The sequence below is a fragment of the Sphingobium wenxiniae genome (assembly GCF_007830065.1).
GTDB lineage: Bacteria > Pseudomonadota > Alphaproteobacteria > Sphingomonadales > Sphingomonadaceae > Sphingobium > Sphingobium wenxiniae.
Window position 1 is genome coordinate 123,032 of sequence record NZ_VLKK01000008.1, and the last position, 22,483, is coordinate 145,514.

Consider the following 22,483-nt stretch of genomic DNA (forward strand, 5'->3'; position numbering starts at 1 on the left):
ATCTCTCTTCTTAGGCACGACCCAGCCTAAGCGGAGATCCCAGCTTTCGCTGGAATGACGGATAGTGAATGGCGGAAATGGCCGAATCCCATTGTCCGCCAAAAGCCATCGGGCGGAGCCTGTCGCCAGTCTCCGCCCGATGGCGTGCTATTCGAAGGAAAGCGCACCGCTTATTTCGGCGCGAGCACCATCAGCATCTGGCGGCCTTCCATGCGGGGATAGGCTTCGACCTTGGCGATCTCCGCCACATTTTCCGCGACGCGCTGGAGCAACTGCATACCGAGCTGCTGGTGCGACAATTCGCGGCCGCGGAAGCGCAGGGTGATCTTCACCTTGTCGCCTTCGCCGATGAAATCATGCACCTTCTTCATCTTCGTATCATAGTCATGATCGTCGATGTTGGGACGCATCTTGATCTCTTTGAGTTCCTGCGTCCTCTGGGTCTTGCGGGCGATATTCGCCTTTTTCTGCGCTTCGTACTTGAACTTGCCGATGTCCAGAAACTTGCAGACCGGCGGATCGGCGGTCGGCGACACTTCGACCAGGTCCAGCCCGATCTCGTAAGCGCGCTCCATCGCCTCCTGCGTCAACATCACGCCCAGATTTTCGCCTTCGTCGTCGATCACCCGCACCTTGGGCACGGTGATGAACTCATTATAACGGGGACCGGACTTCGGCGGCGGCGCCATTGGACGGCGCATCATTGGGGGACGTATAGCGGTATCTCCTATGGTCGTTCAAAAATGTCGGTGGATGCGCCTTTAGCGCAAAGCCGAAAGGGGCGGCAAGTCCGCAGTTGCGGATTGCCGGTCCCCCTGTGGCATGGCAGCCTCACCGCATATCGGGAGCCAGCGCCTCTTTTGCAAGTCGGGCGATGGCGTCGTCGAGCGAAAGGATGGTCTGCCCCTCCTTGCCCAGTTCGCGCAGCGCCACGGTGCCTTCCTCCGCCTCGCGCCTTCCGACGACCAGCAGATTGGGCACTTTTGCAAGGCTATGCTCGCGCACCTTGTAGTTGATCTTCTCGTTCCGTACGTCCGCTTCGGTGCGGATTCCGGCGGCACGGAGCTTCTCGACAACTTCCTGTGCATAAGGGTCCGCATCCGATACGATGGTCGCCACGACCGCCTGAACAGGGGCGAGCCAGAGCGGAAATTTGCCCGCATAATGTTCGATCAATATGCCGATGAAGCGTTCATAGCTGCCCAGGATCGCCCTGTGGAGCATCACCGGCCGGTGCCGTTCGCCGTCCTCGCCCACATAGCTGGCGTCGAGTCGTTCGGGCAGCACCGTGTCGGTCTGGATCGTGCCGACCTGCCACGTCCGCCCGATCGCGTCGGTCAGGTGGAACTCCAGCTTGGGCGCGTAGAAGGCGCCTTCGCCCGGTAATTCTTCCCATCCCCATTCGGCCGTGTTGCGGCCCGTCGCGGCGACGGCATCGCGCAGCGACTGTTCGGACCAGTCCCACATTTCGTCGGTGCCGAACCGCTTTTCCGGGCGGAGCGCCAGCTTGATGGCATAGTCCGCGAAGCCCAGATCCTTATATACCACATCCAGCAGGTCGCAGAATTGCGCGACCTCGCTCACCAGCTGGTCTTCGCGGCAGAATATATGCGCGTCGTCCTGCGTGAACTGGCGCACGCGCATCAGGCCGTGCAGCGCGCCATGCGGTTCGTTGCGGTGGCAGCAGCCCATTTCCGCCATGCGGAGCGGCAGATCGCGATAGCTCTTGATCCCCTGGCGGAAGATCAGGACATGCGCGGGACAGTTCATGGGCTTGAGCGCCATCCATGCCGCGTCATGCGATACGACCGGGCCTTCATCCTCGGTGTTCGGCACCTCGTCGGGGATGACGAACATATTCTCGCGATATTTGCCCCAGTGGCCGGATTGCTCCCACTGGCGGGCGTCCATGATCTGCGGCGTCTTCACTTCCTGATAGCCCGCCGCGTCGAGCCGGCGGCGGAGGTAAGATTCCAGTTGCCGCCAGATGATATAGCCCTTGGGGTGCCAGAAGACGGAGCCATGCGCTTCGGCCTGGAGGTGAAACAGGTCCATTTCCGCGCCCAGCTTGCGATGGTCGCGCTTGCCCGCTTCCTCCAGCATGTGAAGATGCGCGTCGAGCTGTTTCCTGTTGAGCCAGCCGGTGCCGTAGATGCGCGAAAGCATCGCGTTCTTCTGATCGCCGCGCCAGTAAGCGCCCGACACGCGGGTCAGCTTGAACGCCTGCGGGTCGAGCTTTCCCGTCGAGGCGAGGTGCGGCCCCCGGCACATGTCGAGCCAGTCATTGCCCGACCAGTAGACCGTCAGTTCCTCGCCCTCGGGCAGTTCAGCGGCCCACTGCGCCTTGAACGTCTCCCCCTCCGCCTGCCAGCGCGCGATCAGGTCCTCGCGGCTCCACACTTCGCGGCGCAGCGGCTTGTCGGCGCGGATGAGTTCCCGCATCTTTTCCTCGATGACGGGCAGGTCTTCCTCGGTGAAGGGGCCGCGCTTCGGATCGGGCGCGAAGTCGTAGTAAAAGCCGTCCTCGGTCGCGGGGCCAAAAGTGATCTGCGTGCCGGGAAAGAGTTGCTGCACCGCTTCGGCCAGCAGATGCGCGAAATCGTGGCGCGCCAGTTCCAGCGCGTCGGCTTCATCCTTCGCCGTCACCAGCGCGAGCGCGGCGTCTGCCTCCAGCGGGCGCGTGATGTCGCGCAGCTCGCCATCGACCCGCGCCGCGATGGCGGCCTTGGCCAGGCCCGGCCCGATCGCCGCCGCAATGTCCGCCGGGGTAGTGCCGGGCGCGACTTCGCGCACGGAACCATCGGGCAGGGTGATCTTGAGCATGGCGGACACGGGATGACTTTCATTTATGTGGATGGGCGCAAAGGCCGCGCCTTCCCCTTAAATGGGCCATCCCGCCTGTCAATAGAAGGGCTGTGCCCGGGTCAGGCGAACAGGAGGCGGGCGTCGCCGCTGGTCTGCTGGAGGAAAGCGATCGGGCCGCTCATCTCCACGCCTTTGGGCAGGTCGCTCGCGGACAGGTTCGACAGCGCCAATCCGCTCTGGCAGGCGAAGAGCGCGACGCCCAAAGCGACCGCGTCCTCCAGCAGCAGCGCCAGCGTCGGCAGACCCGCCGCTTCATGCGCCTCGTCCAGGCGGGCCGCGATGGGCGCGCGGAGCAGGGCCACGGCGTCGAGTTGCAGGAAGACCGCTGCCTTGCCGCCCAGCGCCGCCTGCGCCGATGCCGTCACCAGGGCGGCGCGCAACCGCTCTGAATCCGCGCAGGCAACGATGATCCTCAGTTCGCGCACAGTTCCACCGCGCAGGCGGGACAGGCCGGGTCCTTGGGCACCGTAAGGGTGCGGAACCGCATGGAGAGCAGGTCGCAGAGCAGCAGCTTGCCCGCGCTGTCCTCGCCAAAGGGAACCAGCGCGCGGATCACCTCCAGCGCGGCGAGGCTGCCCATCACGCCGGTCAGCGCGCCAATGACGCCGGTTTCCGCGCAATTGCGCTCCGCCGCGTCCTCCGGCGTACCGACAAGGCAGCGATAGCAGGGCTTGTCCCTTTCCCATCCGCGATAGGTGGCGAGTTGCCCCTCGAACGGGCCGACCGCAGCCGACACCAGCGGGATACGCAGCGCCTGCGCGGCGTCGGCGACCGCGAGGCGCGTCGCGAAACTGTCGCAGCCGTCCAGCACCACGTCCGCCTCGCGCAGCATCAACCCTGCATTTTCCGCATCGATGCGGGCGTTGATGGGGATCAGCTTCACGTCGGGATTGAGCCGGGCGACGGCGGCCATGGCGGCCTCCGCCTTGGACGCGCCGATGTCGGCGGTGCCGAACAGCACTTGCCGCTGCAAGTTGGAGAGCGCCACCGCGTCATCGTCGATCACCCGGATGGTGCCGACGCCCGCCGCGGCCAGATAGAGGATCGCCGGACTGCCGATGCCGCCCGCGCCGATCACCGCCACATCCGCCGACAGCAGCCGCGCCTGCCCCGCGCCGCCGATCTCCTTGAGGACGATGTGGCGCGCATAGCGTTCGAGCTGGTCGTCGGTCAGCGTCATGAGGAAGCGATGCCCGTGGAGCCGAAACCCCCTGAACCCCGCGCGGTGTCGTCCAGTTCCTTGACTTCGGCGAAGCGCGCCATCTGGACCGGGGCGGCCACAAGCTGCGCGATCCGATCGCCGCGCGCGATGATGAAGGGTGTGTCACCCAGATTGATGAGGATCACCTTGAGTTCGCCGCGATAGTCGGCGTCGATGGTGCCCGGCGTGTTGGGCAGGCTGATGCCGTGCTTCAAGGCCAGGCCCGAACGCGGGCGCACCTGCACTTCATAGCCTTCGGGGATGGCCATGGCGAAGCCGGTTGCAACGGCATAGCGGCCGCCGGGTGCAATCGTGACATCTTCCGCCGATACCACATCCATGCCTGCCGCATGTTCGGTCGCATAAGCGGGCGTGGGCAACCCTTCGCCATGGGGCAGGCGCTTCAGCCTTATTTCAATCGGGACGAGCGGAGAGGGCATGGGCGACCTTTTCGATGAGGCGGGTGGCGACAACATCCTTGGGCAGGTTTTCCCAGCTTTCGATGCCGTCGGCCGTGACGATATGAACGCTGTTCGCGTCGCCGCCCATCACGCTTGCTCCGGGGGCGCCTGACACGTCATTGGCGACGATCCAGTCCGCGCCTTTCTTCGCCAGCTTGGCGCGGGCATGGTCGGTGACCTTTTCGGTTTCGGCGGCGAAGCCGATCAGCAGCGTGGGGCGCTGCCCATGTTTGCCGAGCGTCGCGAGGATGTCGGGATTTTCAACCAGCGAAAGCGGCGCGGGCTTGCCCGATCCGTCCTTCTTGATCTTCTGCCCGGACGCGTCCGCCGTGCGCCAGTCGGCGACGGCGGCGACCATGATCGCGGCGTCGGCGGGAAGGGCCGCTTCGACCGCCGCCATCATCTCCCGCGCGGTTTCCACGTTCATGCGCTCCACGCCTTGCGGCGTAGGGAGGTTCACCGGCCCGGCGACCAAAGTCACCCGCGCGCCTGCCCGCGCGGCGGCGGCGGCGATGGCGAAACCCTGCTTGCCCGACGATCGGTTGGCGATGTAGCGCACCGGGTCGATCGGCTCATGCGTCGGCCCGGCGGTGATGAGGATATGCCTGCCCGTCAACGGCAGTTCAGGCCCTTCGAAATCCGGCTGACCCGCGAGCGGATCGGTGGGCGAGGGCAGGGCGATCAGCCGCGCGATCTCCGTCGCGATCTGCTCCGGTTCGGGCAGGCGGCCCCTGCCATATTCGCCGCAGGCCATCTCGCCGCTGTCCGGCTCCATGATGTGCACGCCGTCCTCGCGAAGCTGCGCGAGGTTGCGCTGCGTCGCGGCATGGTGCCACATGCGGACGTTCATCGCGGGCACGGCCAGCACCGGCTTGTCGGTGGCGAGCAGCAGCGTCGTGGCCAGATCGTCGGCGATGCCCGCCGCCATCTTGGCCAATATGTCGGCGGTGGCGGGCGCGACCACGACCAGATCGGCCTGACGCGAAAGCTGGATATGCCCGATCTCGCGCTCTTCCTTCAGGTCGAACATGTCGCCATAGACATGATCCTCGGTCAGCACGCCCAGCGACAGCGGCGTCACGAACTTCTCCGCCGCCGCCGTCAGCACGGCGCGCACCGCGATGCCGCGCTTTCGCAGCAGCCGGACAAGCTCCAACGACTTATAGGCCGCAATGCCGCCGGAGACGATGAGAAGGACGCGAGGCTGAGTCATATATGCAGATGTAGCAGCGCCGTAACGATCGCTCCAGTCGCCGCCGCGATGACCGCCACCACGGCATAGCGCCAGCCGCCGCCGATGCGGATGACCCTGATTTCGCTGAGCGGCGGAGGCGGGGGCGCGCCGCCCTTTTCGGGGAAGGCGTCCTCGATCCGCCGCACCAGCCCCGGCAAGCGTTGCAGCGTGCGCCAATTCTCGATCAGCGTGTCGGCGGCCTTGGCTTCCGGCCCCAGTTCGGTCCGCAGCCATTCCTTCACATAGGGGCCGCTCGTTTCCCACAGGTTGATGTCGGGATCGAGTGCGGTCGCCACGCCCTCCACCATCACCATCGTTTTCTGGAGGAGCAGCAAATGGGGCTGCGTCTGCATGTCGAAATCGCGGGTGATGGCGAACAGGCCGTCCAGCATCCCGCCGACCGACAGTTCGCGCACCGGCTTGCCGCGCATCGGCTCGCCCACGGCGCGCAGCGCGGTCGCGAACTCCGCCACGTCATGATGGGCGGGCACATATTGCGCCTCGAAATGGATTTCGGCGACGCGCCGATAATTGCCGGTGATGAGACCGTAGAGAATCTCGGCCAGCCACATGCGCGCACGGCGGTCGATCCGGCCCATGATGCCGAAGTCGATAGCGACGATATCGCCGTTCGCCGTCACGAACAGGTTCCCCTGATGCATGTCGGCGTGGAAGAAACCTTCCGCGATCGCCTGCCGCAGGAATGCGTTGACGAGCCGCGCCGCGATGTCCTTCACGTCATGTCCGGCGGCGATCAGTGCGTCGCGGTCGGAGATCTTGACGCCGTCGACCCACTCCATCGTCATGACCTTGCCGGTCGTGCGGTCCCAGTCGATGGCGGGGATGCGGTATCCGGGCATCGCCTCCATCGCTTCGGCGAGTTCGGAGGCTGACGCTGCCTCGCGTCGCAGGTCGAGTTCCCGCGCCGTCCACCGTTTCATGTTGGCGATGACCAGGCGCGGGCGCAGGCGCGCCGCTTCACCGCCCAGCATCTCCAGATGGGCGGCGCCCCATTCATAAGTCTGTATGTCGCGGTTGAAGCGGTCGATCACGCCGGGGCGGATCACCTTCACCGCCACATCGCGGCCATCGGCGGTGACGGCGCGATGCACCTGCGCGATGGAGGCGGCGCCCACCGGCACGTCATCGAAACGGCTGTAGACGGCCTCCAGCGGCCGTCCGAAGCTCTGCTCGATCTGAGCGCGGATGATCGCGACCGGCACCGGCGGCAGGGCGTCCTGCAAGCGCAGCAGGTCGTTCGCTGCCTCGTCGCCGACCAGATCGGGCCGAGTCGCGAGCGTCTGCCCCAGCTTGATCGCAGCGGGGCCGATGGCCTGAAACGCATCGGCATAGCGCGGCTGTTTCGGCACGCGCGCGCCGAAGCGAGCCAGCCGCACCAGCCGCCGCACGGGCGCGGGGGTTAGCGGATCGCGCTCGATCCCGCGCAACGCGCCATGCCGCGCCAGCGTGCGGCCCCATTTCAGCAGCCGCCAGATATGCGTGACATGGGAAGGCACGGCGCTCTAGATCTTCCAGCCGCTATGGATCGCCACCAGCCCGCCCAATATCGGCTCGACCTTCGTGTTCACGAAACCGGCCTCGCGGATCATGCCCTCGAATTTCGGCATGGGCGGGAAGCGGCGGATCGATTCGATCAGATAGCGGTAGCTGTCCTCGTCATTGGCGAACAGCTTGCCCAGCTTGGGCACCAGCCGGTGCGAGTAGACATCATAGACATCAGCAAAGCCCGGCCATGTCGTCGTCGAGAACTCCAGACAGAAGAAGCGCCCGCCATATTTCAGTACCCGGTGCGCTTCCCGCAGCGCCTGGTCGATATGCGTCACGTTGCGGATGCCGAAGGCGATCGTATAGGCGTCGAAAGCGCGGTCGCTGAAGGTCAGCTCCTCCGCATTTTGCTCCGACCAGATCAGGCCCTCATAGCCTTTCTTCTTGGCCCGCTCGACGCCTACGGCCAGCATTTCGGGATTGATGTCGGACACCGTCACCCGCGCGCCGTGGCGATGCATCCGAAAGGCGATGTCGCCCGTGCCGCCCGCCATGTCGAGGATCTGCTCGTCCTTGCGCGGCTTCACGCGGTTCACGAACTGGTCCTTCCATAACCGATGCGCGCCGCCCGACATGGCGTCGTTCATCAGGTCGTATTTCGACGCGACGTTGGAAAAGACCGCGCGGACCATGCCCTGCTTTTCAGCGGCGTCCACATCGCGATAGCCGAAGGATGCGGTGTCGTTCATGGCAAAGCGCTCTAGCCGGACTTTGGGAACCATGCCAGCCGTGATGCTGGGATTATCGCATGGGGATCGCTACAGAATGTCTCATGCCTGAACTTCCCGAAGTCGAAACCACCGTCGCGGGCCTGCGTTCCGTCCTTGATGGAGCGATGCTGGCGCGAGTCGAGCCGCGCCGCGCTGACCTGCGCTTTCCTATTCCCGTCGACCTGCGCCAGCGGCTGACGGGCGCGACCGTCACTAGCCTGTCGCGCCGGGCGAAATATGGCCTGATCGGCACCGACCGGGGCGATACGCTGATCTTCCATCTCGGCATGTCGGGACGCTGGCGGATCGACCCGGCGGAAATCGGCGCGCATGATCATCTGCTGATCGAGACAGGGACGGGGCGGCTGCTTTCGCTCAACGATCCGCGCCGCTTCGGTTCGCTCGATCTGGTGCGGAGCGACGCGTGGGCGGGCTATGCTCCCTTCATTCGCATGGGGCCGGAGCCGCTGGGGCCGGACTTCACGCCCGCCACGCTGGCGCGGGCGCTGAAAGGCAAGGCGACGTCGATCAAAGCCGCGTTGCTCGACCAGAGGGTCGTCGCGGGCCTGGGCAATATCTATGTGTGCGAGGCGCTGAACATGGCCGGCATCGCGCCGACTCGCGCGGCGGGGAAGATCACGCGTCCGCGCCTTGCCCTGCTGGTCGAATCGATTCGCGCAGTCCTCTCCGCCGCCATCGTGGCGGGCGGTTCCACCCTGCGCGATTATGCGCGGCCCGATGGAGAGCTTGGCTATTTCTCCAAGCAATGGCGCGTCTATGGCCGCGAAGGGGCAACATGCCCGTGCGGCGGCGTGGTAGAGCGGCGCGTCGACGGCGGGCGATCGACCTTTTTCTGCCCGAAATGCCAGAAATAGCGTGACCGCATTGGTTGACGCTGTGCTTCAATCCCTGTAAGGGGCCAGCCTTCACGAGCCGCCAGGGCGATTCCGGGCGGCTCTTTCACGAGATTTGCAAGCCGAGGACAAGAATGGCCAATACGCCGCAAGCCAAGAAGCGCATCCGCCGCAACGCGCGCCGCGCCGAAATCAATGGCGCCCGCATCAGCCGGATCCGCACCCTGGTGAAGAAGGTGGAAGCCGCCATCCTCGCCGGTGACAAGACCGCCGCCGCGACCGCGCTCCAGACCGTCCAGCCGGAACTCGCGCGCGGCGTCGCCCGCGGCGTGCTGCACAAGAATACCGCAGCACGCAAGTTCGGCCGCCTGACCAAGGCCGTCGGCGCCCTCGCCTGAACTTTCGGCTCCGGCCTGAAATCGACAGCCTGCTCCGGCACGTCCGGGGCGGGCTTTTTCATATAGGTTTTATGGGACTGTCACATTTCGGGATTGGCGGATTTCCACCGATTCGACGCGTTGCGGCAAAAAGCGTGTTGGTTAAACCCATGAAAAATATGTGAAAAAATGCAAATTTCGAATTTTTGGCGGCTTTGCTGAGTCAACGTCTTTATTTCATTTTTTTGACCCGTCCCGCCCTTGATCCGGTGGAGAATGCCTGTCTATTTTCTCCTTCTCGCTGCTGATCGAATCGTTTTCAGCGGCTGTTGCTAATTGTTGGTTGGGACGAGAACGCTCGGGAAAGCATTGCTTTTCGGGATAAGTTTGTCACGCCGTTTGCAGCAACGGGGGACGCTAAGGGGGCGGCAATTTTGATAAAGGACAGCGCAGCGGTGGATGGACGGGAGGGACAGACGGGGGAGGACGATGTCCGTCTGGACTCCGCCTGGGCCGCGATCCGCGCGGGGCTGCGTCGCGACATCGGCGCGCGTCTTTTCGACCAGTGGTTGAAGCCCGCGCGGCTCGGCGCCTATTGCCCCGATTCGCAGACGCTCGACTTGCTGTTCGCTTCCGATTTCAGCGCGAATTTCGTGTCAGGCCAGTTTGGCGACCGGCTGCGCATGGCTTGGCGCTGCGCCAATGCGGGCGTGCGGGAAATCCGCTTGCTGCGCGCCCCCGATTCGGCCGGTCCGCGCCTGCTCCAGATCGTGCGCGATTCGGATGAGGCAGAGGCCGTCGCATCCCTGCCGGAGGAAAGCGCTCCGGCCTCCAATTTCCACCCGCGCCACAGATTCGATGAATTCGTGACTGGCGATTCCAATCATCTCGCCTTTTCCGCCGCGCAGGCGATGGCGGGCGTGGAACAGCCGCGTTTCACGCCGCTGTTCCTGCATGGCGGCACCGGCCAGGGCAAGACGCACCTGCTCCACGCCGCCGCAACTGCTTTTTCCGCGCATTCGCCGTCGGCGCAGGTGCTCTACATGTCGGCTGAGCGGTTCATGATGGAGTTCGTGAACGCCATGCGCGCCAATGAAACGATGGCGTTCAAGGCGCGGCTGCGCGCGGCGCGGCTGCTGCTGATCGACGACATCCAGTTCATTGCGGGCAAGGGGTCGACGCAGGAGGAGTTCCTCCACACGATCAACGACCTGATCGACGCGGGCGCGCGCATCATCGTCACTGCCGACCGCGCGCCGCAGATGCTGGACGGGATCGACGCGCGCATCCTCTCGCGCCTCGCGGGCGGTCTTGTCGCGGATATCCAGCCCGCCGATCTCGATCTGCGCCTCGCCATATTGGAAGGCAAACGGGCGGTGGCTGGCGATCCGCCGGTGCCCGACGCGGTGATCGATTTTCTCGCCCGCTCGATCCGCTCTAACGTCCGCGAGCTGGAAGGGGCCTTCAACAAGCTGGTCGCTTATGGCCAGCTTACGGGCCGCGCCATCGACCTGGAGTTCGCGCAAGGCATGTTGGCGGACGCGGTGCGCGCCAATGCCCGCCGCATCACCGTGGACGAAATCCAGAAGGCGTGCGCCGCCCATTACCGGATCGACCCAGCGGAAATGCGCTCCAAGCGCCGCGCGCGCGCCGTGGCGCGGCCACGTCAAGTTGCCATGTATCTGGCGAAGAAGATGACGCCGCGCTCGCTGCCCGAAATCGGCCGCATCTTCGGCGGGCGCGACCACAGTACCGTCATCCACGCCGTCCGGACCATCGAGGACCTGCGGCAGAGCAACCCCGATATCGACGCGGACATTCGCGCCCTGCAACGGCAGTTGGAGGGTTGAAGGGGGGAGGCGGAGCGAACCGGTGCTTGATGCCCGGTTCGCTCCGCCATGACTTCAGGGCGCCCGCTTGATCAGGATTTCTGCGCGAGCAATTTGGCGCTGACCGTGGGCCAGTCGGCGATGTTCCATGCTTCGGGCGTTTCACGCGCGACGATCTGGTCGCTGCCGAAACAGCGGCTCAAATCGATGTCCGCCGCATTCTCGAACGACCGCGTCTGCAGCGAGTAGAAGGGGCGGACCTTGGGCAGCGTCAGATCGTCCCGATTCTGATCCACGACGATGGCTAGCCGATGGTTCCGCAGCCGTACCAGCGAACCGATCGGATAGATGCCGACCGCCTGCTGGAACGCCGCGAAAATCTCAGGATCGTAGAGCGTGTTGGCCCGGTCGATGTTGAGCAGCGCCCCGGCGGGGTCCTGACCCTGCCGGTGCACGCGGTCGGAGGTCATCGCGTCATAGGTGTCGCAGATTGCGGCCATGCGCGAAAAGAGGCTGATCTGATCTCCCGCCAATCCATGCGGATAGCCGCTGCCGTCCATCCGCTCATGATGGTGGAGGCATACGTCCAGCACTGTGCCGGGCATCTCGCCGCCCAGTGTCAGGAACTCATGCGCGAGGGTGGTGTGGCTCTTCACCACGTCCCATTCCTCCGGCGTCAGCGGCGCGCCCTTGTCCCATGTCTCCTGCGGCACGTGGCCCATGCCTACATCCATCAGCAGTCCGGCAAGGCCCGCCTCCTGCACCTGGTCGGGACCGAGCCGCAATTGCTGCGCCAGGCTTATCATCAGCGCGCAGACCGACAGCGAATGCATGTAGAGATATTCGCTCGTATTCTTGAGCCGTGTCACCGCCATGAAGGCATGGGGGTTGCGCTGGATTGAACTCGAAATCTCCTCGATCATCGGTTGCAGCCGGTTGAGCTTGATTGCCTTGCCAAGCCGCGCGTCGTCGAAGACCTTCTTCATCGCCCGGCTGGACTTGCGCGCCAGCTTGTTGGCATGGGCCATCTCCGCCTGGAGCGGCAGCCTTTCCTTGGACAGCGGATCGAAGGACGGGGGGACGGAGCTGGGACGGGCGGGAGCGCGCCGCATGATCGTCACGCCCTGCGCGCTGGTGCGGCCGAACAGCCGTTCGTTCACATCCTTTTCCGCAGGATGGAAGGAACGGGGCGCGGGCGCTTCGGCCGGCGCCGGATCGATTCCGCGCGCGGTGTCGATCTGCACCCATTCGACCTTGCTCGCCTTCAGCTCCTCAAGTCGGTCGGGATCGTCCAGCAGCATCTTGCTGCGCCAGAAGGGATGCGAGAACCACGATCCTTCCATCTTGTGGAGGAACATGCCCAATTTCACTTCATCCGTTTTGATCCGTTTCAACATGCACGCGGCCCCCTTTGGCGACGCATTTCGCCCGGCAACGCTTTCCAATCGGTAAAGAAATGGCTCCGGTTCGACGATTACAAAGGCGCGGGCGTTGGTTTAGGCTCCGGGATCATGATGATTCGTTCGCTGCTCCTGCCGCTCCTTGCGCTCTTTGCCCTCACGCCTGCCATGGCGCAGCCGCCCGCAAGCACTCCGTCCACCGATGTGCGCGTCGCGCTCGACACCGGCGCGGGGAAGATCGTGATCGCGGTGCATGAGGCCAGGGCCCCGGTCACGGCGGCCAATTTCCTGCGCTATGTCGATCAGAAGCGGTTCGACGGCACGTCCTTCTACCGGGGCGTGGGTGCGGCGGACTATGGCTTCGTGCAGGGCGGGGCGCAGAACGACCCCGCGCGCGTGCTCCCGCCGATCAGGCATGAGCCGACCACACAGACCGGACTCACCCATGACGATGGCGCGCTGTCCATGGCCCGCTATGCGCCGGGCAGCGCGACCGGGGATTTCTTCATCGTGCTGGGCCAGATGCCCGCAATGGACGCCCATCCCGAGGCGCCCGGCGATAATCAGGGATTTGCGGTCTTCGCCCATGTGGTCGAGGGCATGGATGTGGTGAAGGCGATCCTCGCCGCGCCCAAATCCCCGACAGCGGGCGAGGGCGTGATGAAGGGGCAGATGCTGGAGCAGCCGGTGAATATCCTGACCGCGCGCCGCTTGCCATAGGACAAACCGGAGTCGTCAGCGTTTATGATCGGCCTGATGCAATGGATAGGAGACTTGGCGTGACAATCATCGGACCTCAAGCGCGGGCGGCCAGGATATTGGTGCAATGGCCCCGTGCCCATGTCGCGCAGAAAGCCGATGTGAGCGAAGACGATCTGCTGGCCTTCGAAACCGGCGCGGGAACACTCGATGCGGATGCCGATTTGCGTCTGCAAAAGGTGCTGGAATCGGGAGGCGCCGTATTCCTGCCGGAGGACGAGGATGGCGGCGTGGGTGTTCGCCTGAAATTCACGGCGAAGGATGTAAGGGCGCTCGATCGGATGGAGAATGAAGGCGGAGCCTATGGCAGCGACGATGTTTGATGCCGGGACTGCCTGTCAAGGCTGGCGGATCGGCGTAAATTAAAGGCCATCGCGAAGTCCGCGCCGGATGGCTTTTAAGGGTGGGGAGCGGATGTTGCAGAGTCCCTCTTCCGTCATGTCAGCGAACGCTGGCATCTCTCTTCTTGGGCACGAACCAGCCTAAGGACGATCTCAGCTTTCGCTGGGATATTGAACGGTGGAAAATGGCTGCAAGCAGCCATGGTGCAACCATGGCTTCGCAAACCCTGTAACCCCAAAAGAAAACCCGGCGATCGAGCGACCGCCGGGCCAGATGGGCCTTGGCTGGGAGCCGCCCTATATGACTGCCGTCAGCCCTTCTTTTCGGGCGGCAGGGTGATTTTCACATTCTCGCCGCTCTGGCCGGGGAAGCCGGTGAACATCGCGTCGATCAGGTTCGGCACCAGATAGGTGAGCTTGTTCGACAGCGACTGCGCGCTCGCCTTGCCCTCGAACAGGCGGCGATTGTCGGCGGCGCGGTCGATCTTCATGGTGAGGTCGCTGGTGTAGACGGTGTAGCTCGTCACATCGGTATAGCCGCCGCCGGGGCCGAACAGCCACGGATCGTAGAAGCCATAGCCCCATGGCCGCGCCCAGCGTCCGCGCCAGCCCCATCCGCCATAATAGAAGGGATCGGGCGCGAAGCCGGTCGAGCGCACCCGCTCACGGCCATTGTCGACATCATAGGAGACGCGCACGATCAGGTCCGCGCGCGAAGGATCGTCTGCCCGGACATAGCCGGTCTGGCTGAGGCGCTGGCCGACCAGATCGGCATAATGGCCGAATTCCAGCCCGCCCGCGAGGCGGGGATCGTCGGCGACGACGGTGAAGCTCTGCCCGGCGGGCGCGGGGAGCTGCTGGAAGCGGGCGACGTCCGCCTTGAACGATGTGGCGCAACCCGAAAGCGCCGCCAGCGCCAATGCTGGCGCCGCAATCATGCCGATCTTCTTGAAACGGATCATTTTTCTGCGTCCTGTATCAGGCCGTCATAGCCTTCAAATAGTCTTGCGCTCTGCCATAGCAAAACGCAACTGAACATCGTTTGAACGCGCGAGCGGGGCACACGGGCGCAAATCATGCTCTGTCCTTCCAAGACGCCGCCGACGGCTTTGTTCCGTCATGGCCTGCGAAAACGGACCGGCGTGAAGGTTTGTGCTCCTCCGCAAATCGTTTCAACGGACTTCCAATGAGTTCACGCGAGACGCGGAGCGAAACAGGCCGATGGTGTTTCCGGCGCGATGCTTTATCGGATGCTCCTCCTCCGTGCCGCCGCGCGAACAAACGCTGGGGCGCGTCTCTACCGCATCAGCCCCATGGCGTCGTAAGCCGCGCGCAGCGTCGGTTCCGCCGCCGCCGAAGCCTTGGCCGCGCCCTTTTCGAGGATTGCGTCCAGGGCCTCGTCGTTCGTCCGCAACTCTAGGAAGCGTTCGCGAATCGGCCGCAGCGTTTCAACCAGCAATTCGCCCAGCATCGGCTTGAACGCGCCGAAGCCCTTGCCCGCGAATTCGGCGCACACCGAATCCGCGGTCCGGTTCGACAGGGTCGCATAGATGCCGACCAGATTGTTCGCTTCCGGTCGTCCGGCCAGTCCTTCGGCCGTTTCGGGCAGCGGTTCGGGATCGGTCTTGGCCTTCTTCACCTTCTGCATGATGGCGTCGTCATCGTCGGTCAGGTTGATGCGGCTCATGTCTGAGGGGTCGGATTTCGACATCTTCGCCGTGCCGTCGCGCAACGACATGATGCGCGCCGATTCCTTCGGAATGATCGGATCGGGCAGGGTGAACAGCTCCACGCCGAAATCGGTGTTGAACTTAGTGGCGATGTCGCGCGCCAGCTCCAGATGCTGCTTCTGGTCCTCGCCCACCGGCACATGGGTGGCGTTGTAGACAAGGATGTCGGCGGCTTGCAGCACCGGATAGACGAACAGGCCGACCGACGCGCCCTCCCGGTCCTTGCCCGCCTTGTCCTTGAACTGGGTCATGCGGTTCAGCCAGCCGATCCGCGCGGTTCCATTCAGCAACCAGCATAGCTCCGCATGAGCGGGCACCCGCGCCTGATTGAAGAGGACCGAGCGGTCCGGGTCGATCCCCGCCGCCACCAGTGCGGCCGCCATGTCGCGGACATTGCGGATGCGCTGCTCGCGGCCTTCATGGATGGTGATGGAGTGCATGTCGGCGAGGAAGAAAAAGCACTGGCTGCCTTCGTCCATCTCATCCTGCATCCGCACCCAGTTGCGGATCGCGCCCAGATAATTGCCAAGGTGCAGATTGCCGGTGGGCTGGATGCCGGAAAGGACGCGCATTGTGTTTTAGCTCGCTTTGGGCGGGCGGCGCAGAGCCGCGCGCAGTTCGGATAGGGTGTAGGCCCTGAAGATCAGGGACGCCGCCCCATAGACCAGACCGCCGATGCCGCACAACAGGCCAAGCGCGACGATGCGCTCCATCAACCCCCTGGCCATATAGGGGTCGAAGAGCGGGTTCATGAACCACAAGGCCACACCCATCAGCGCGCTCGCCGCGATGATCCGCACGGCCTTCGCCCGAAAGCGCGCGTCCATCCGCAACTGGTCGCGCCGATGGAGCAGCCAATAGAGGACGATCACATTGACCCATGCGGCAATCGCGGTGGAAATCGCCACGCCCACATGGCCGAAGGGCCAGATCAGCGTCAGGTTGCCGACGAGGTTGAAGAGCATGGAAAAGACCGCGACCCGCACCGGCGTCTTGGTATCCTGCCGCGCATAGAAGCCGGGCGTCAGCACCTTGATGAGGACATAGGCTGGGACGCCCACGGCAAACGCCGCCAATGCTCCCGCCGCGCCGATGGTGTCGGCAGGGGTGAAGGCCCCATGCTGGAGCAGTCCCCGGATCAGCGGCGTCGCCGATATGCAGAGCGCGACGGCGGCGGGCAAGGCAAGGAACAGCGACAGCTCCATCGCCCGGTTCTGGGTATGGCTGGCCGCATCTTCATTGCCCGACCCGATTTGACGAGAGAGCGCCGGGAGGATCGCAGTCCCCACGCCAATGCCGATCAGCCCCAGTGGCAACTGATTGAGCCGGTCCGCATAATAAAGATAGCTGACCGCACCTTGCGGCAGGAAGCGCGCGGCGAGGCTGGTGGAAACGAGCAGGTTGAACTGCACCGCCCCCGCACCCAGCGCGGCGGGGCCGATCAGCGTCAGCAGCCGCTTCACCTGCGGCGACAGGCGCGGCAGGCCCAGTTTCAGCACCACTCCCGCCTGACGGCAGGAGATCATGAGCCACAGCAGTTGCATCACGCCTGAAACGGTGACGGCGACGGCCTGCGTATAGGCCGTCTCGACTGCTGTATCGCCGTGGAAGAACAGGATCGCGACGATCATGCAGATATTGAGCAGGACCGGCGCCGCCGCGTTCACCCAGAAGCGATCCAGCGAATTGAGGATGCCGCCCAGCAGCGACACGATGCTGATGAGCGCCAGATAGGGGAAGGTGATCTGCGTCAAGCGCACGGCAAGCTGGAACTTCTCCGGCCCGCCGTCCGGAAAGCCGCCCGTCATCGCCCAGACGACCGGCGCGGCCAGCACCATCATCAGGATGGTGAAGACCACCAGCACCGGAAACAGCACGGACAGCACCTGCCCGGCAAAGGCGACCGCCGCAGCCTTGCCGCTCCCTGGATCGTCGCGGTCGTTCTCGGCCATGGTCCGGTTGAACATCGGCACGAAGACCGCGGAGAAAGCGCCCTCCGCGAAGAGCGCGCGGAAGAGGTTAGGGAGCCGCCATGCGATCAGGAAGGCGTCCGACGCCAGCCCCGCGCCCAGGAAACGCGCCACCAGCATGTCGCGCACCATGCCCAGCACGCGGCTCACCAGCGTCAGCCCGCCGATGGTGGAGGTGGCTCGGATCAGGCCCATAGGCTCAGCCGCCCTTCCCCGGAAGGGAAGGGCGCACCCGGTTCAGGCGTGGCCCGCCGGTTCTCCGGCGGTCTGCGCCATGGCCTGCGCCTGCTGCAGATAGAGGCCGCCGAAGTCGATGGGGTCGAGCAGCAGCGGCGGGAAACCGCCGTCGCGGATCGCATCGGCCAGCACGCGGCGCGCGAAGGGGAAAAGCAGGCGCGGCGCTTCGGCCAGAAGGAAGGGCTGGGCCTGGTCTTCGGGCACGTTGCGCATCCCGAACAGCCCGGCATAGAGCAGCTCGACGGCAAAGGCGGTGCCCTGCGGCGCGACCGCCTTGACTTCCATCTTGAGCGATACTTCGACGACTTCATCGCCTATCTTGTCCGCGCCGATGTTGAACTGCACGTCGATTTGCGGCTGATCGGGCCATTGATAGACGGCGGGCGCGTTCGGATTCTCGAAGGACAGATCCTTCACATATTGGCTGATGAGCGCGATCTGCGGCCCGTTGTCCGCGCCGTTGCCCTGATTAATGTCCGTGATGTTGGCGTCTTCGGCCATGTCCTGTCCCCGCTGGCGATTGAGTGTCGGGCGCGTGCGGCGCCCCGGTTCGAATGATTGACCCGCGCGCTTAGCAGGGGCCGCGGGGCAGGGCAATGGCGGCGCTTGCGCCGGGCGAAGCCCCCGGCATTTGAAGTTGCCGCCAAACATGCCTATGTAGACAGGAACCATTGTCGCCAAAAAGGGTATTTGCCCCCGTGTATGTGATCGTCATTCTCGCCCTGATCGCCGGTTTCCTGGCGCTGCGGCTCTATTCCGTGCTCGGAAAGCGCACGGGCCACGAGCAGGAGCCCGCGCTGCGTCCGGCGGAGGAACGCGCCAAGGTGACGGTCCTGCAACCCCGGCCTGCGCCGGAAACGGGCGGCGATTCGGTCCGCCTCTCTGAAGGTTTGATCATACCGGGCGCGGAAAATGGCGTGCGCGCCCTGATTGCCGCCGACCGCAGTTTCGACGTGCCGCAATTCGTGGAAGGAGCCAAGAGCGCCTACCGGATGGTGCTCGAAGCCTTCTGGCGCGGCGACCGGGACGAACTGGCTTGGCTGTGCGACAGTGACGTGTTCGCCTCCTTCCAGGAAGCCATCGCCGCGCGCGAGGCGGAAGGACATGTGCTCGACAACCGCCTCGTCCGCATCGAAAAGGCGCAGATCGTCGAAGCCTCTCTCAACGGCCGCATCGCTGAAGTCGCGCTGCGGTTCGAGGCGGATATCGCCGCCGTCACCCGTGACAAGGACGGTAATGTCGTCGCTGGATCGCTGACCGATGCGGTCGGCACCAATGACATCTGGACCTTCACCCGCGACATCCGCAGCGCGGACCCCAACTGGAAGCTCAGCGAAACCGACGAGGCTGCATGAGCCTGCGACAGTCGGGGGGTGCGCTGGCCGCGGCGCTGCTGCTGTCCGCCTGCGCGGGCGCTTTGATTCCGCCGTCGGCCGGCGGTCCGTCGCAGGGCGGTCCATCGAGCGGCCGTCCGCCGTCATCGGGTGGAGAGCCTGTGGCGAAGCCCGTCCCGTCGACGCCGCGTCCCACGCTGCCGGTGTCGCCGCCGCCCACTCAACCCGTCGATCAGCAGGGCACCGCCATCGGCGCGGGCGTGACGCGCGGCCCGGATATCGCCAGCCTCATCCCCTCGGGCGAACGCTCCCGCGCCGCGCTCCAGGCGTTCCGCCTGTCCTGCCCCTCGCTCATGCGCCGCGCGGACCAGAGCGGCCTGACACGCGGGGCGGACTGGAACAATGCCTGCGCCGCCGCGTCGAGCTGGCCCGAAACCAGCGCGTCCGAATTCTTCTCCCGCTATTTCGAAGCGGTGCAGGTGGGCGAGGGCAAGGCTTTCGTCACCGGCTATTATGAGCCTGAAATATCGGGATCGCGCACACGCCGGACCGGCTATGAAGTGCCGATCTACCGCCGTCCCAATGATTTGATCGACGTCGACCTCGGTCAGTTCAGCGACAGCCTGAAGGGCAAGACCATTCGCGGCAAGGTGAACGGCACGAAGCTGGTCCCCTATGACGAACGGTCGCAGATCGTCGACGGGGCGCTCGCCGGGCGCGGCCTGGAACTGGCATGGGCGGCCGATCCGGTCGAGTTCTTCTTCCTTCAGGTGCAGGGTAGCGGACGGCTGCTGCTGCCCGACGGCGGCGTCATGCGGATCGGCTATGACGGGCAGAATGGCCGCGACTATACCGGCATCGGCAAGCTGATGAAGGATCGTGGGCTGATCCAGGCCGGGTCGATGCAGGACATCATGCAATATCTACGTGCCCACCCGGACGAAGGCGCGGCGATCATGAATGAGAATAAGAGCTTCGTCTTCTTCCGCGAACTGACAGGCGCCGGACCGGTCGGGGCGATGGGCGTCGCGGTGACGCCGGAAGCAACCGTGGCGGCCGATCCCAAATATGTACCGCTGGGTGCGCCGGTTCTGCTCTCGCTCGACCGGGCGGAGCCGAACGGCATCTGGATCGCGCAGGACACGGGCGGCGCGATCAAGGGCGCGAATCGCTTTGACAGCTTCTGGGGCGCGGGCGCGAAGGCGCGGGGAGTCGCGGGCGGCATGTCGGCGCGGGGCAGCGCGCTCCTGCTGCTGCCGATCGGTTCCTACGCGCGGTTGAGCGCCCGATGACGGCTCGTCATGGCGCGGCGTTCGCTCACTCCTGAGGAACAGGCGCTCTGGGCGGCGCTCACCCGCTCGGTCAAGCCGATCCGTGCGGTTGCCCGCACGTTGGTCCCAGCCGCCGCGCCGCTCAAACCGAACGGGCAAAAACAGTTAACGCCGCCGCCGCCCCGTCCGCCTGTCGAGCAACCGCGACGGATGCCCGCCGTCGTTCTGGATTCCGGATGGGAACGCCGCATCCGTGCCGGCAATCTGATCCCCGACATGACCATCGATCTGCATGGCCATAGCCTGTCTTCGGCTCATGCCCGGTTGGGGCAGGCGATCGCGCTGGGATTGGCGCAGGGTGCGCGCCTGTTGCTCGTAATCACGGGAAAACCACCGCGGATAACGGCTTTGGACGGCTCTTCCCAGCGCGGCGCCATTCGGCGGGAGATCGGCCACTGGCTCGAAACCGGCGCCTATTCCGACCGCATCGCCAGCGTCCGCGTGGCCCATCCGCGCCATGGCGGGGATGGCGCGCTCTATGTGATCCTGCGGCGGTCCCGCTGACGTTTTTGTCGTCCCGCACTGACCATTTCTTAACCACCGTCCTTCATATCCCGATGATCCATCCGTTCATTCCGGGCGCGCAGCAGGACAGGGAGGCATATGCAGGGCGTGACAATGACGAGCCGCGCCGCTGCGTTTGCCTGTGCCGCGGGTGCTCTGGTCTTCATCCTGTCGCTTCTGCCGGGGTCGGGGCAGGAGCGGCAGATCGCCGACATCGGCCATTCGCTGATTATCGCCATCCTGTGCGGCACCCTGACCTGGGCGTCGGCGCGCCGCGCTGTCGCGACCATAGCCGTTGCCCTCGACCGCGCGACCGACCGTTTGCTTGCCGCCGCGCATGGCGACCTGCAATCGCCCGTGCCGCCCGAAGCGGCAAAGGAGCTGCCGGATCTGTCGGTCGCCATGGAAAGCCTGTTCAGTCAGGTCCGCACCAATCTCGATCATGTGCAGGCGCTGGCGCTGTTCGATCAGGTGACGGGCCTTGCCAACCGCACCAGTTTCTGCCGTCAGGTGGAACGGCTGCTGATCGAGCGCCCGGACAGCGGGATCGCGGCGCTGTTCTTCATCGATCTCGACGGCTTCAAGAATGTGAACGATACGCTGGGCCATGCGGCGGGCGACCAGTTGCTCGCGCGCGTCGCGGGCCGGCTGCGCGAAGTCGCGATGACGCAGGTCAGTGCAGGCGTCGGCGACGCGGTGATAGGTCGGCTGGCGGGCGACGAGTTCACCCTGTTCTTCCCCACTCTGGCGGATCGCGACGCCGCGCTCAAGGTCGCGCGCGCCATCCAGTTCGCGCTGGGCGAGCGGTTCGACCTGGGCAGCCGGCACATCGATCTGGGTGCTTCCATCGGCATCGCCTGCTGTCCGGACCATGCCGACACATTGCCGGGCCTGCTGCGCGCGGCCGACATCGCCATGTATCATGCAAAGGGGGAAGGGCGTGGGCGGGCTGAAATGTTCACCGCGCAACTCGCCCTCAAGGCGGCGGACCGCGCCGAACTGGAGCGCGATCTGCTCCGCGCGCTGGAGCGGGAGGAGTTCCTGCTGGAATTCCAGCCGCAGATCGAGACGCTGAGCGGGCGGGCCATCGTGGCGGAGGCTTTGGTGCGCTGGGCGCATCCCGAGCGCGATCTTGTCATGCCCGCGTTCTTCGTGCCTGCTGCGGAGGAAAGTGGAACCATCGTCGCCTTGGGCGACTGGGTGATGGACCGGGTCTGCGAAACGGCCGCGCGCTGGGCGCGGACCGGCATTCGGCAGCGCATCGCGATCAATATTTCCACCCGCGAACTGGAGCAGGCCGATTTCTTCCTGCGCCTGCGACACGCGATGACGGCCCATGGCACACCGCCGGTCATGCTCGAACTGGAGATCAGCGAATCGCTGGCGATGGATATGGATGCGCGCCTTCTGGATCAGTTGAGCGCGCTGCGGCGGGATGGGGTGTGCGTGGCGATCGGCGGTTTCGGCACCGGCTATTCCAATCTATCGCGGCTGAAGGATCTGCCCGTGGATCGGATCAAGATCGACCGCAGCCTGGTGCGCGATATCGCCACATCGGCCGAAGCGCGGACGATATGCAGCGCGATCGTCGGGCTGATCCAGGGTCTGGGGCTTGAGGTGGTGGTGGAGGGCGTGGAGAGCCAGGCGCAAATGGATATGCTGCGCGTTATCGGCTGCACACTGTTTCAGGGCTTTCATTTCGATCCGCCGATGCGGGAGCCGGCCTATATCGATCGTTACGCGCTGCAGCCTTCGCAGAACCAGCGCAGCGCGCTTTAGC

22 protein-coding genes are annotated in these 22,483 nt (G+C 64.9%); 9 read left to right on the top strand and 13 right to left on the bottom strand.

The genetic code is table 11. The features are described from left to right. Positions 1–170 precede the first annotated feature (170 nt). The 8 genes from infC to IQ35_RS12355 all read right to left on the bottom strand — a co-directional run bounded on the left by infC (position 171) and on the right by IQ35_RS12355 (position 8,016). On the bottom strand, positions 171–704 hold the full coding sequence (gene infC, locus IQ35_RS12320; protein ID WP_031290734.1) for a translation initiation factor IF-3: 534 nt from the start codon (positions 702–704) through the stop codon (positions 171–173). A 127-nt stretch (positions 705–831) separates the two neighbouring features. Further along, positions 832–2,823: a threonine--tRNA ligase gene (gene thrS / locus IQ35_RS12325; protein WP_145073959.1), complete on the bottom strand. Its 1,992-nt coding sequence runs from the start codon at positions 2,821–2,823 to the stop codon at positions 832–834. A 101-nt stretch (positions 2,824–2,924) separates the two neighbouring features. Next, positions 2,925–3,290 carry a DsrE family protein gene (locus IQ35_RS12330; RefSeq protein WP_145073851.1) on the bottom strand — a complete coding sequence of 122 codons (366 nt, stop codon included), beginning with the start codon at positions 3,288–3,290 and terminating at the stop codon, positions 2,925–2,927. Further along, on the bottom strand, positions 3,278–4,045 hold the full coding sequence (locus IQ35_RS12335) for a HesA/MoeB/ThiF family protein (protein ID WP_145073854.1): 768 nt from the start codon (positions 4,043–4,045) through the stop codon (positions 3,278–3,280). The genes IQ35_RS12330 and IQ35_RS12335 overlap by 13 nt, the downstream gene beginning before the upstream one ends. Next, positions 4,042–4,506, bottom strand: a complete 465-nt coding sequence (dut, locus tag IQ35_RS12340; protein WP_145073857.1) for a dUTP diphosphatase — start codon at positions 4,504–4,506, stop codon at positions 4,042–4,044. The genes IQ35_RS12335 and dut overlap by 4 nt, the downstream gene beginning before the upstream one ends. Then, positions 4,481–5,740 carry a bifunctional phosphopantothenoylcysteine decarboxylase/phosphopantothenate--cysteine ligase CoaBC gene (gene coaBC / locus IQ35_RS12345; protein WP_145073860.1) on the bottom strand — a complete coding sequence of 420 codons (1,260 nt, stop codon included), beginning with the start codon at positions 5,738–5,740 and terminating at the stop codon, positions 4,481–4,483. Before coaBC ends, dut begins: the two co-directional genes overlap by 26 nt. After that, positions 5,737–7,278 (bottom strand): 2-polyprenylphenol 6-hydroxylase, encoded by a 1,542-nt coding sequence (gene ubiB, locus IQ35_RS12350; protein WP_145073863.1) that lies wholly within the window; start codon positions 7,276–7,278, stop codon positions 5,737–5,739. Before ubiB ends, coaBC begins: the two co-directional genes overlap by 4 nt. Positions 7,279–7,284: 6 nt before the next feature. After that, complete coding sequence (locus IQ35_RS12355; RefSeq protein WP_145073866.1) at positions 7,285–8,016, bottom strand: class I SAM-dependent methyltransferase; 732 nt, start codon at positions 8,014–8,016, stop codon at positions 7,285–7,287. Between the two features lie 83 nt (positions 8,017–8,099). Here IQ35_RS12355 and mutM point away from each other — a divergent pair, with 83 nt between their 5' ends. The 3 genes from mutM (at position 8,100) to dnaA (ending at position 11,118) form a co-directional block, all read left to right on the top strand. After that, the gene (gene mutM, locus IQ35_RS12360) at positions 8,100–8,912 is read left to right on the top strand and encodes a bifunctional DNA-formamidopyrimidine glycosylase/DNA-(apurinic or apyrimidinic site) lyase (protein WP_021244147.1); all 813 of its coding nucleotides are present in this window, start codon (positions 8,100–8,102) and stop codon (positions 8,910–8,912) included. A gap of 113 nt (positions 8,913–9,025) precedes the next feature. Further along, a complete protein-coding gene (gene rpsT, locus IQ35_RS12365; protein ID WP_021244148.1) occupies positions 9,026–9,289 on the top strand; it encodes a 30S ribosomal protein S20 in 264 nt (87 codons plus the stop codon). Positions 9,290–9,705: 416 nt separating this feature from the next. After that, positions 9,706–11,118 carry a chromosomal replication initiator protein DnaA gene (dnaA, locus tag IQ35_RS12370; protein ID WP_145073962.1) on the top strand — a complete coding sequence of 471 codons (1,413 nt, stop codon included), beginning with the start codon at positions 9,706–9,708 and terminating at the stop codon, positions 11,116–11,118. 71 nt (positions 11,119–11,189) lie between these two features. On the opposite strand, the gene IQ35_RS12375 is transcribed toward dnaA, so the two are convergent. Continuing rightward, the gene (locus IQ35_RS12375; RefSeq protein ID WP_021244150.1) at positions 11,190–12,494 is read right to left on the bottom strand and encodes an HD-GYP domain-containing protein; all 1,305 of its coding nucleotides are present in this window, start codon (positions 12,492–12,494) and stop codon (positions 11,190–11,192) included. Between the two features lie 117 nt (positions 12,495–12,611). Here IQ35_RS12375 and IQ35_RS12380 point away from each other — a divergent pair, with 117 nt between their 5' ends. Together IQ35_RS12380 and IQ35_RS12385 are read left to right on the top strand one after the other, a co-directional pair. Further along, positions 12,612–13,217, top strand: coding sequence for a peptidylprolyl isomerase (locus IQ35_RS12380; RefSeq protein WP_031290737.1), 606 nt, complete (start codon positions 12,612–12,614; stop codon positions 13,215–13,217). Between the two features lie 59 nt (positions 13,218–13,276). Continuing rightward, on the top strand, positions 13,277–13,579 hold the full coding sequence (locus IQ35_RS12385; RefSeq protein WP_031290738.1) for a hypothetical protein: 303 nt from the start codon (positions 13,277–13,279) through the stop codon (positions 13,577–13,579). Between the two features lie 329 nt (positions 13,580–13,908). On the opposite strand, the gene IQ35_RS12390 is transcribed toward IQ35_RS12385, so the two are convergent. The 4 genes from IQ35_RS12390 to secB form a co-directional block, all read right to left on the bottom strand. After that, a complete protein-coding gene (locus IQ35_RS12390; RefSeq protein ID WP_021244153.1) occupies positions 13,909–14,559 on the bottom strand; it encodes a DUF4136 domain-containing protein in 651 nt (216 codons plus the stop codon). Between the two features lie 335 nt (positions 14,560–14,894). Further along, a complete protein-coding gene (trpS, locus tag IQ35_RS12395; protein WP_021244154.1) occupies positions 14,895–15,899 on the bottom strand; it encodes a tryptophan--tRNA ligase in 1,005 nt (334 codons plus the stop codon). Positions 15,900–15,905: 6 nt separating this feature from the next. After that, positions 15,906–17,492, bottom strand: a complete 1,587-nt coding sequence (gene murJ, locus IQ35_RS12400; protein WP_145073872.1) for a murein biosynthesis integral membrane protein MurJ — start codon at positions 17,490–17,492, stop codon at positions 15,906–15,908. A 42-nt stretch (positions 17,493–17,534) separates the two neighbouring features. After that, positions 17,535–18,035, bottom strand: a complete 501-nt coding sequence (gene secB / locus IQ35_RS12405; RefSeq protein ID WP_021244156.1) for a protein-export chaperone SecB — start codon at positions 18,033–18,035, stop codon at positions 17,535–17,537. A 197-nt stretch (positions 18,036–18,232) separates the two neighbouring features. Here secB and IQ35_RS12410 point away from each other — a divergent pair, with 197 nt between their 5' ends. The 4 genes from IQ35_RS12410 (at position 18,233) to IQ35_RS12425 (ending at position 22,482) form a co-directional block, all read left to right on the top strand. Beyond that, positions 18,233–18,889: a Tim44/TimA family putative adaptor protein gene (locus IQ35_RS12410; RefSeq protein ID WP_021244157.1), complete on the top strand. Its 657-nt coding sequence runs from the start codon at positions 18,233–18,235 to the stop codon at positions 18,887–18,889. Continuing rightward, complete coding sequence (gene mltA, locus IQ35_RS12415) at positions 18,886–20,160, top strand: murein transglycosylase A (protein ID WP_021244158.1); 1,275 nt, start codon at positions 18,886–18,888, stop codon at positions 20,158–20,160. Before IQ35_RS12410 ends, mltA begins: the two co-directional genes overlap by 4 nt. A gap of 9 nt (positions 20,161–20,169) precedes the next feature. Further along, positions 20,170–20,703, top strand: a complete 534-nt coding sequence (locus IQ35_RS12420) for a Smr/MutS family protein (protein WP_021244159.1) — start codon at positions 20,170–20,172, stop codon at positions 20,701–20,703. A gap of 99 nt (positions 20,704–20,802) precedes the next feature. After that, entirely contained in the window at positions 20,803–22,482 is a 1,680-nt protein-coding gene (locus IQ35_RS12425) for a putative bifunctional diguanylate cyclase/phosphodiesterase (RefSeq protein ID WP_145073875.1), read from the top strand. The last annotated feature ends 1 nt before the right edge of the window (position 22,483 follow it).

Coding starts and splice junctions, on each gene's coding strand:
- rpsT (WP_021244148.1), top strand. CDS start 9,026: ATGGCCAATACGCCGCAAGCCAAGAAGCGCATCCGCCGCAACGCGCGC.
- mltA (WP_021244158.1), top strand. CDS start 18,886: ATGAGCCTGCGACAGTCGGGGGGTGCGCTGGCCGCGGCGCTGCTGCTG.
- secB (WP_021244156.1), bottom strand. CDS start 18,035: ATGGCCGAAGACGCCAACATCACGGACATTAATCAGGGCAACGGCGCG.
- IQ35_RS12425 (WP_145073875.1), top strand. CDS start 20,803: ATGCAGGGCGTGACAATGACGAGCCGCGCCGCTGCGTTTGCCTGTGCC.
- murJ (WP_145073872.1), bottom strand. CDS start 17,492: ATGGGCCTGATCCGAGCCACCTCCACCATCGGCGGGCTGACGCTGGTG.
- coaBC (WP_145073860.1), bottom strand. CDS start 5,740: ATGACTCAGCCTCGCGTCCTTCTCATCGTCTCCGGCGGCATTGCGGCC.
- infC (WP_031290734.1), bottom strand. CDS start 704: ATGATGCGCCGTCCAATGGCGCCGCCGCCGAAGTCCGGTCCCCGTTAT.
- IQ35_RS12375 (WP_021244150.1), bottom strand. CDS start 12,494: ATGTTGAAACGGATCAAAACGGATGAAGTGAAATTGGGCATGTTCCTC.
- IQ35_RS12390 (WP_021244153.1), bottom strand. CDS start 14,559: ATGATCCGTTTCAAGAAGATCGGCATGATTGCGGCGCCAGCATTGGCG.
- IQ35_RS12335 (WP_145073854.1), bottom strand. CDS start 4,045: ATGACGCTGACCGACGACCAGCTCGAACGCTATGCGCGCCACATCGTC.
- IQ35_RS12355 (WP_145073866.1), bottom strand. CDS start 8,016: ATGAACGACACCGCATCCTTCGGCTATCGCGATGTGGACGCCGCTGAA.
- dut (WP_145073857.1), bottom strand. CDS start 4,506: ATGCCCTCTCCGCTCGTCCCGATTGAAATAAGGCTGAAGCGCCTGCCC.
- mutM (WP_021244147.1), top strand. CDS start 8,100: ATGCCTGAACTTCCCGAAGTCGAAACCACCGTCGCGGGCCTGCGTTCC.
- thrS (WP_145073959.1), bottom strand. CDS start 2,823: ATGCTCAAGATCACCCTGCCCGATGGTTCCGTGCGCGAAGTCGCGCCC.
- trpS (WP_021244154.1), bottom strand. CDS start 15,899: ATGCGCGTCCTTTCCGGCATCCAGCCCACCGGCAATCTGCACCTTGGC.
- IQ35_RS12380 (WP_031290737.1), top strand. CDS start 12,612: ATGATTCGTTCGCTGCTCCTGCCGCTCCTTGCGCTCTTTGCCCTCACG.
- IQ35_RS12420 (WP_021244159.1), top strand. CDS start 20,170: ATGGCGCGGCGTTCGCTCACTCCTGAGGAACAGGCGCTCTGGGCGGCG.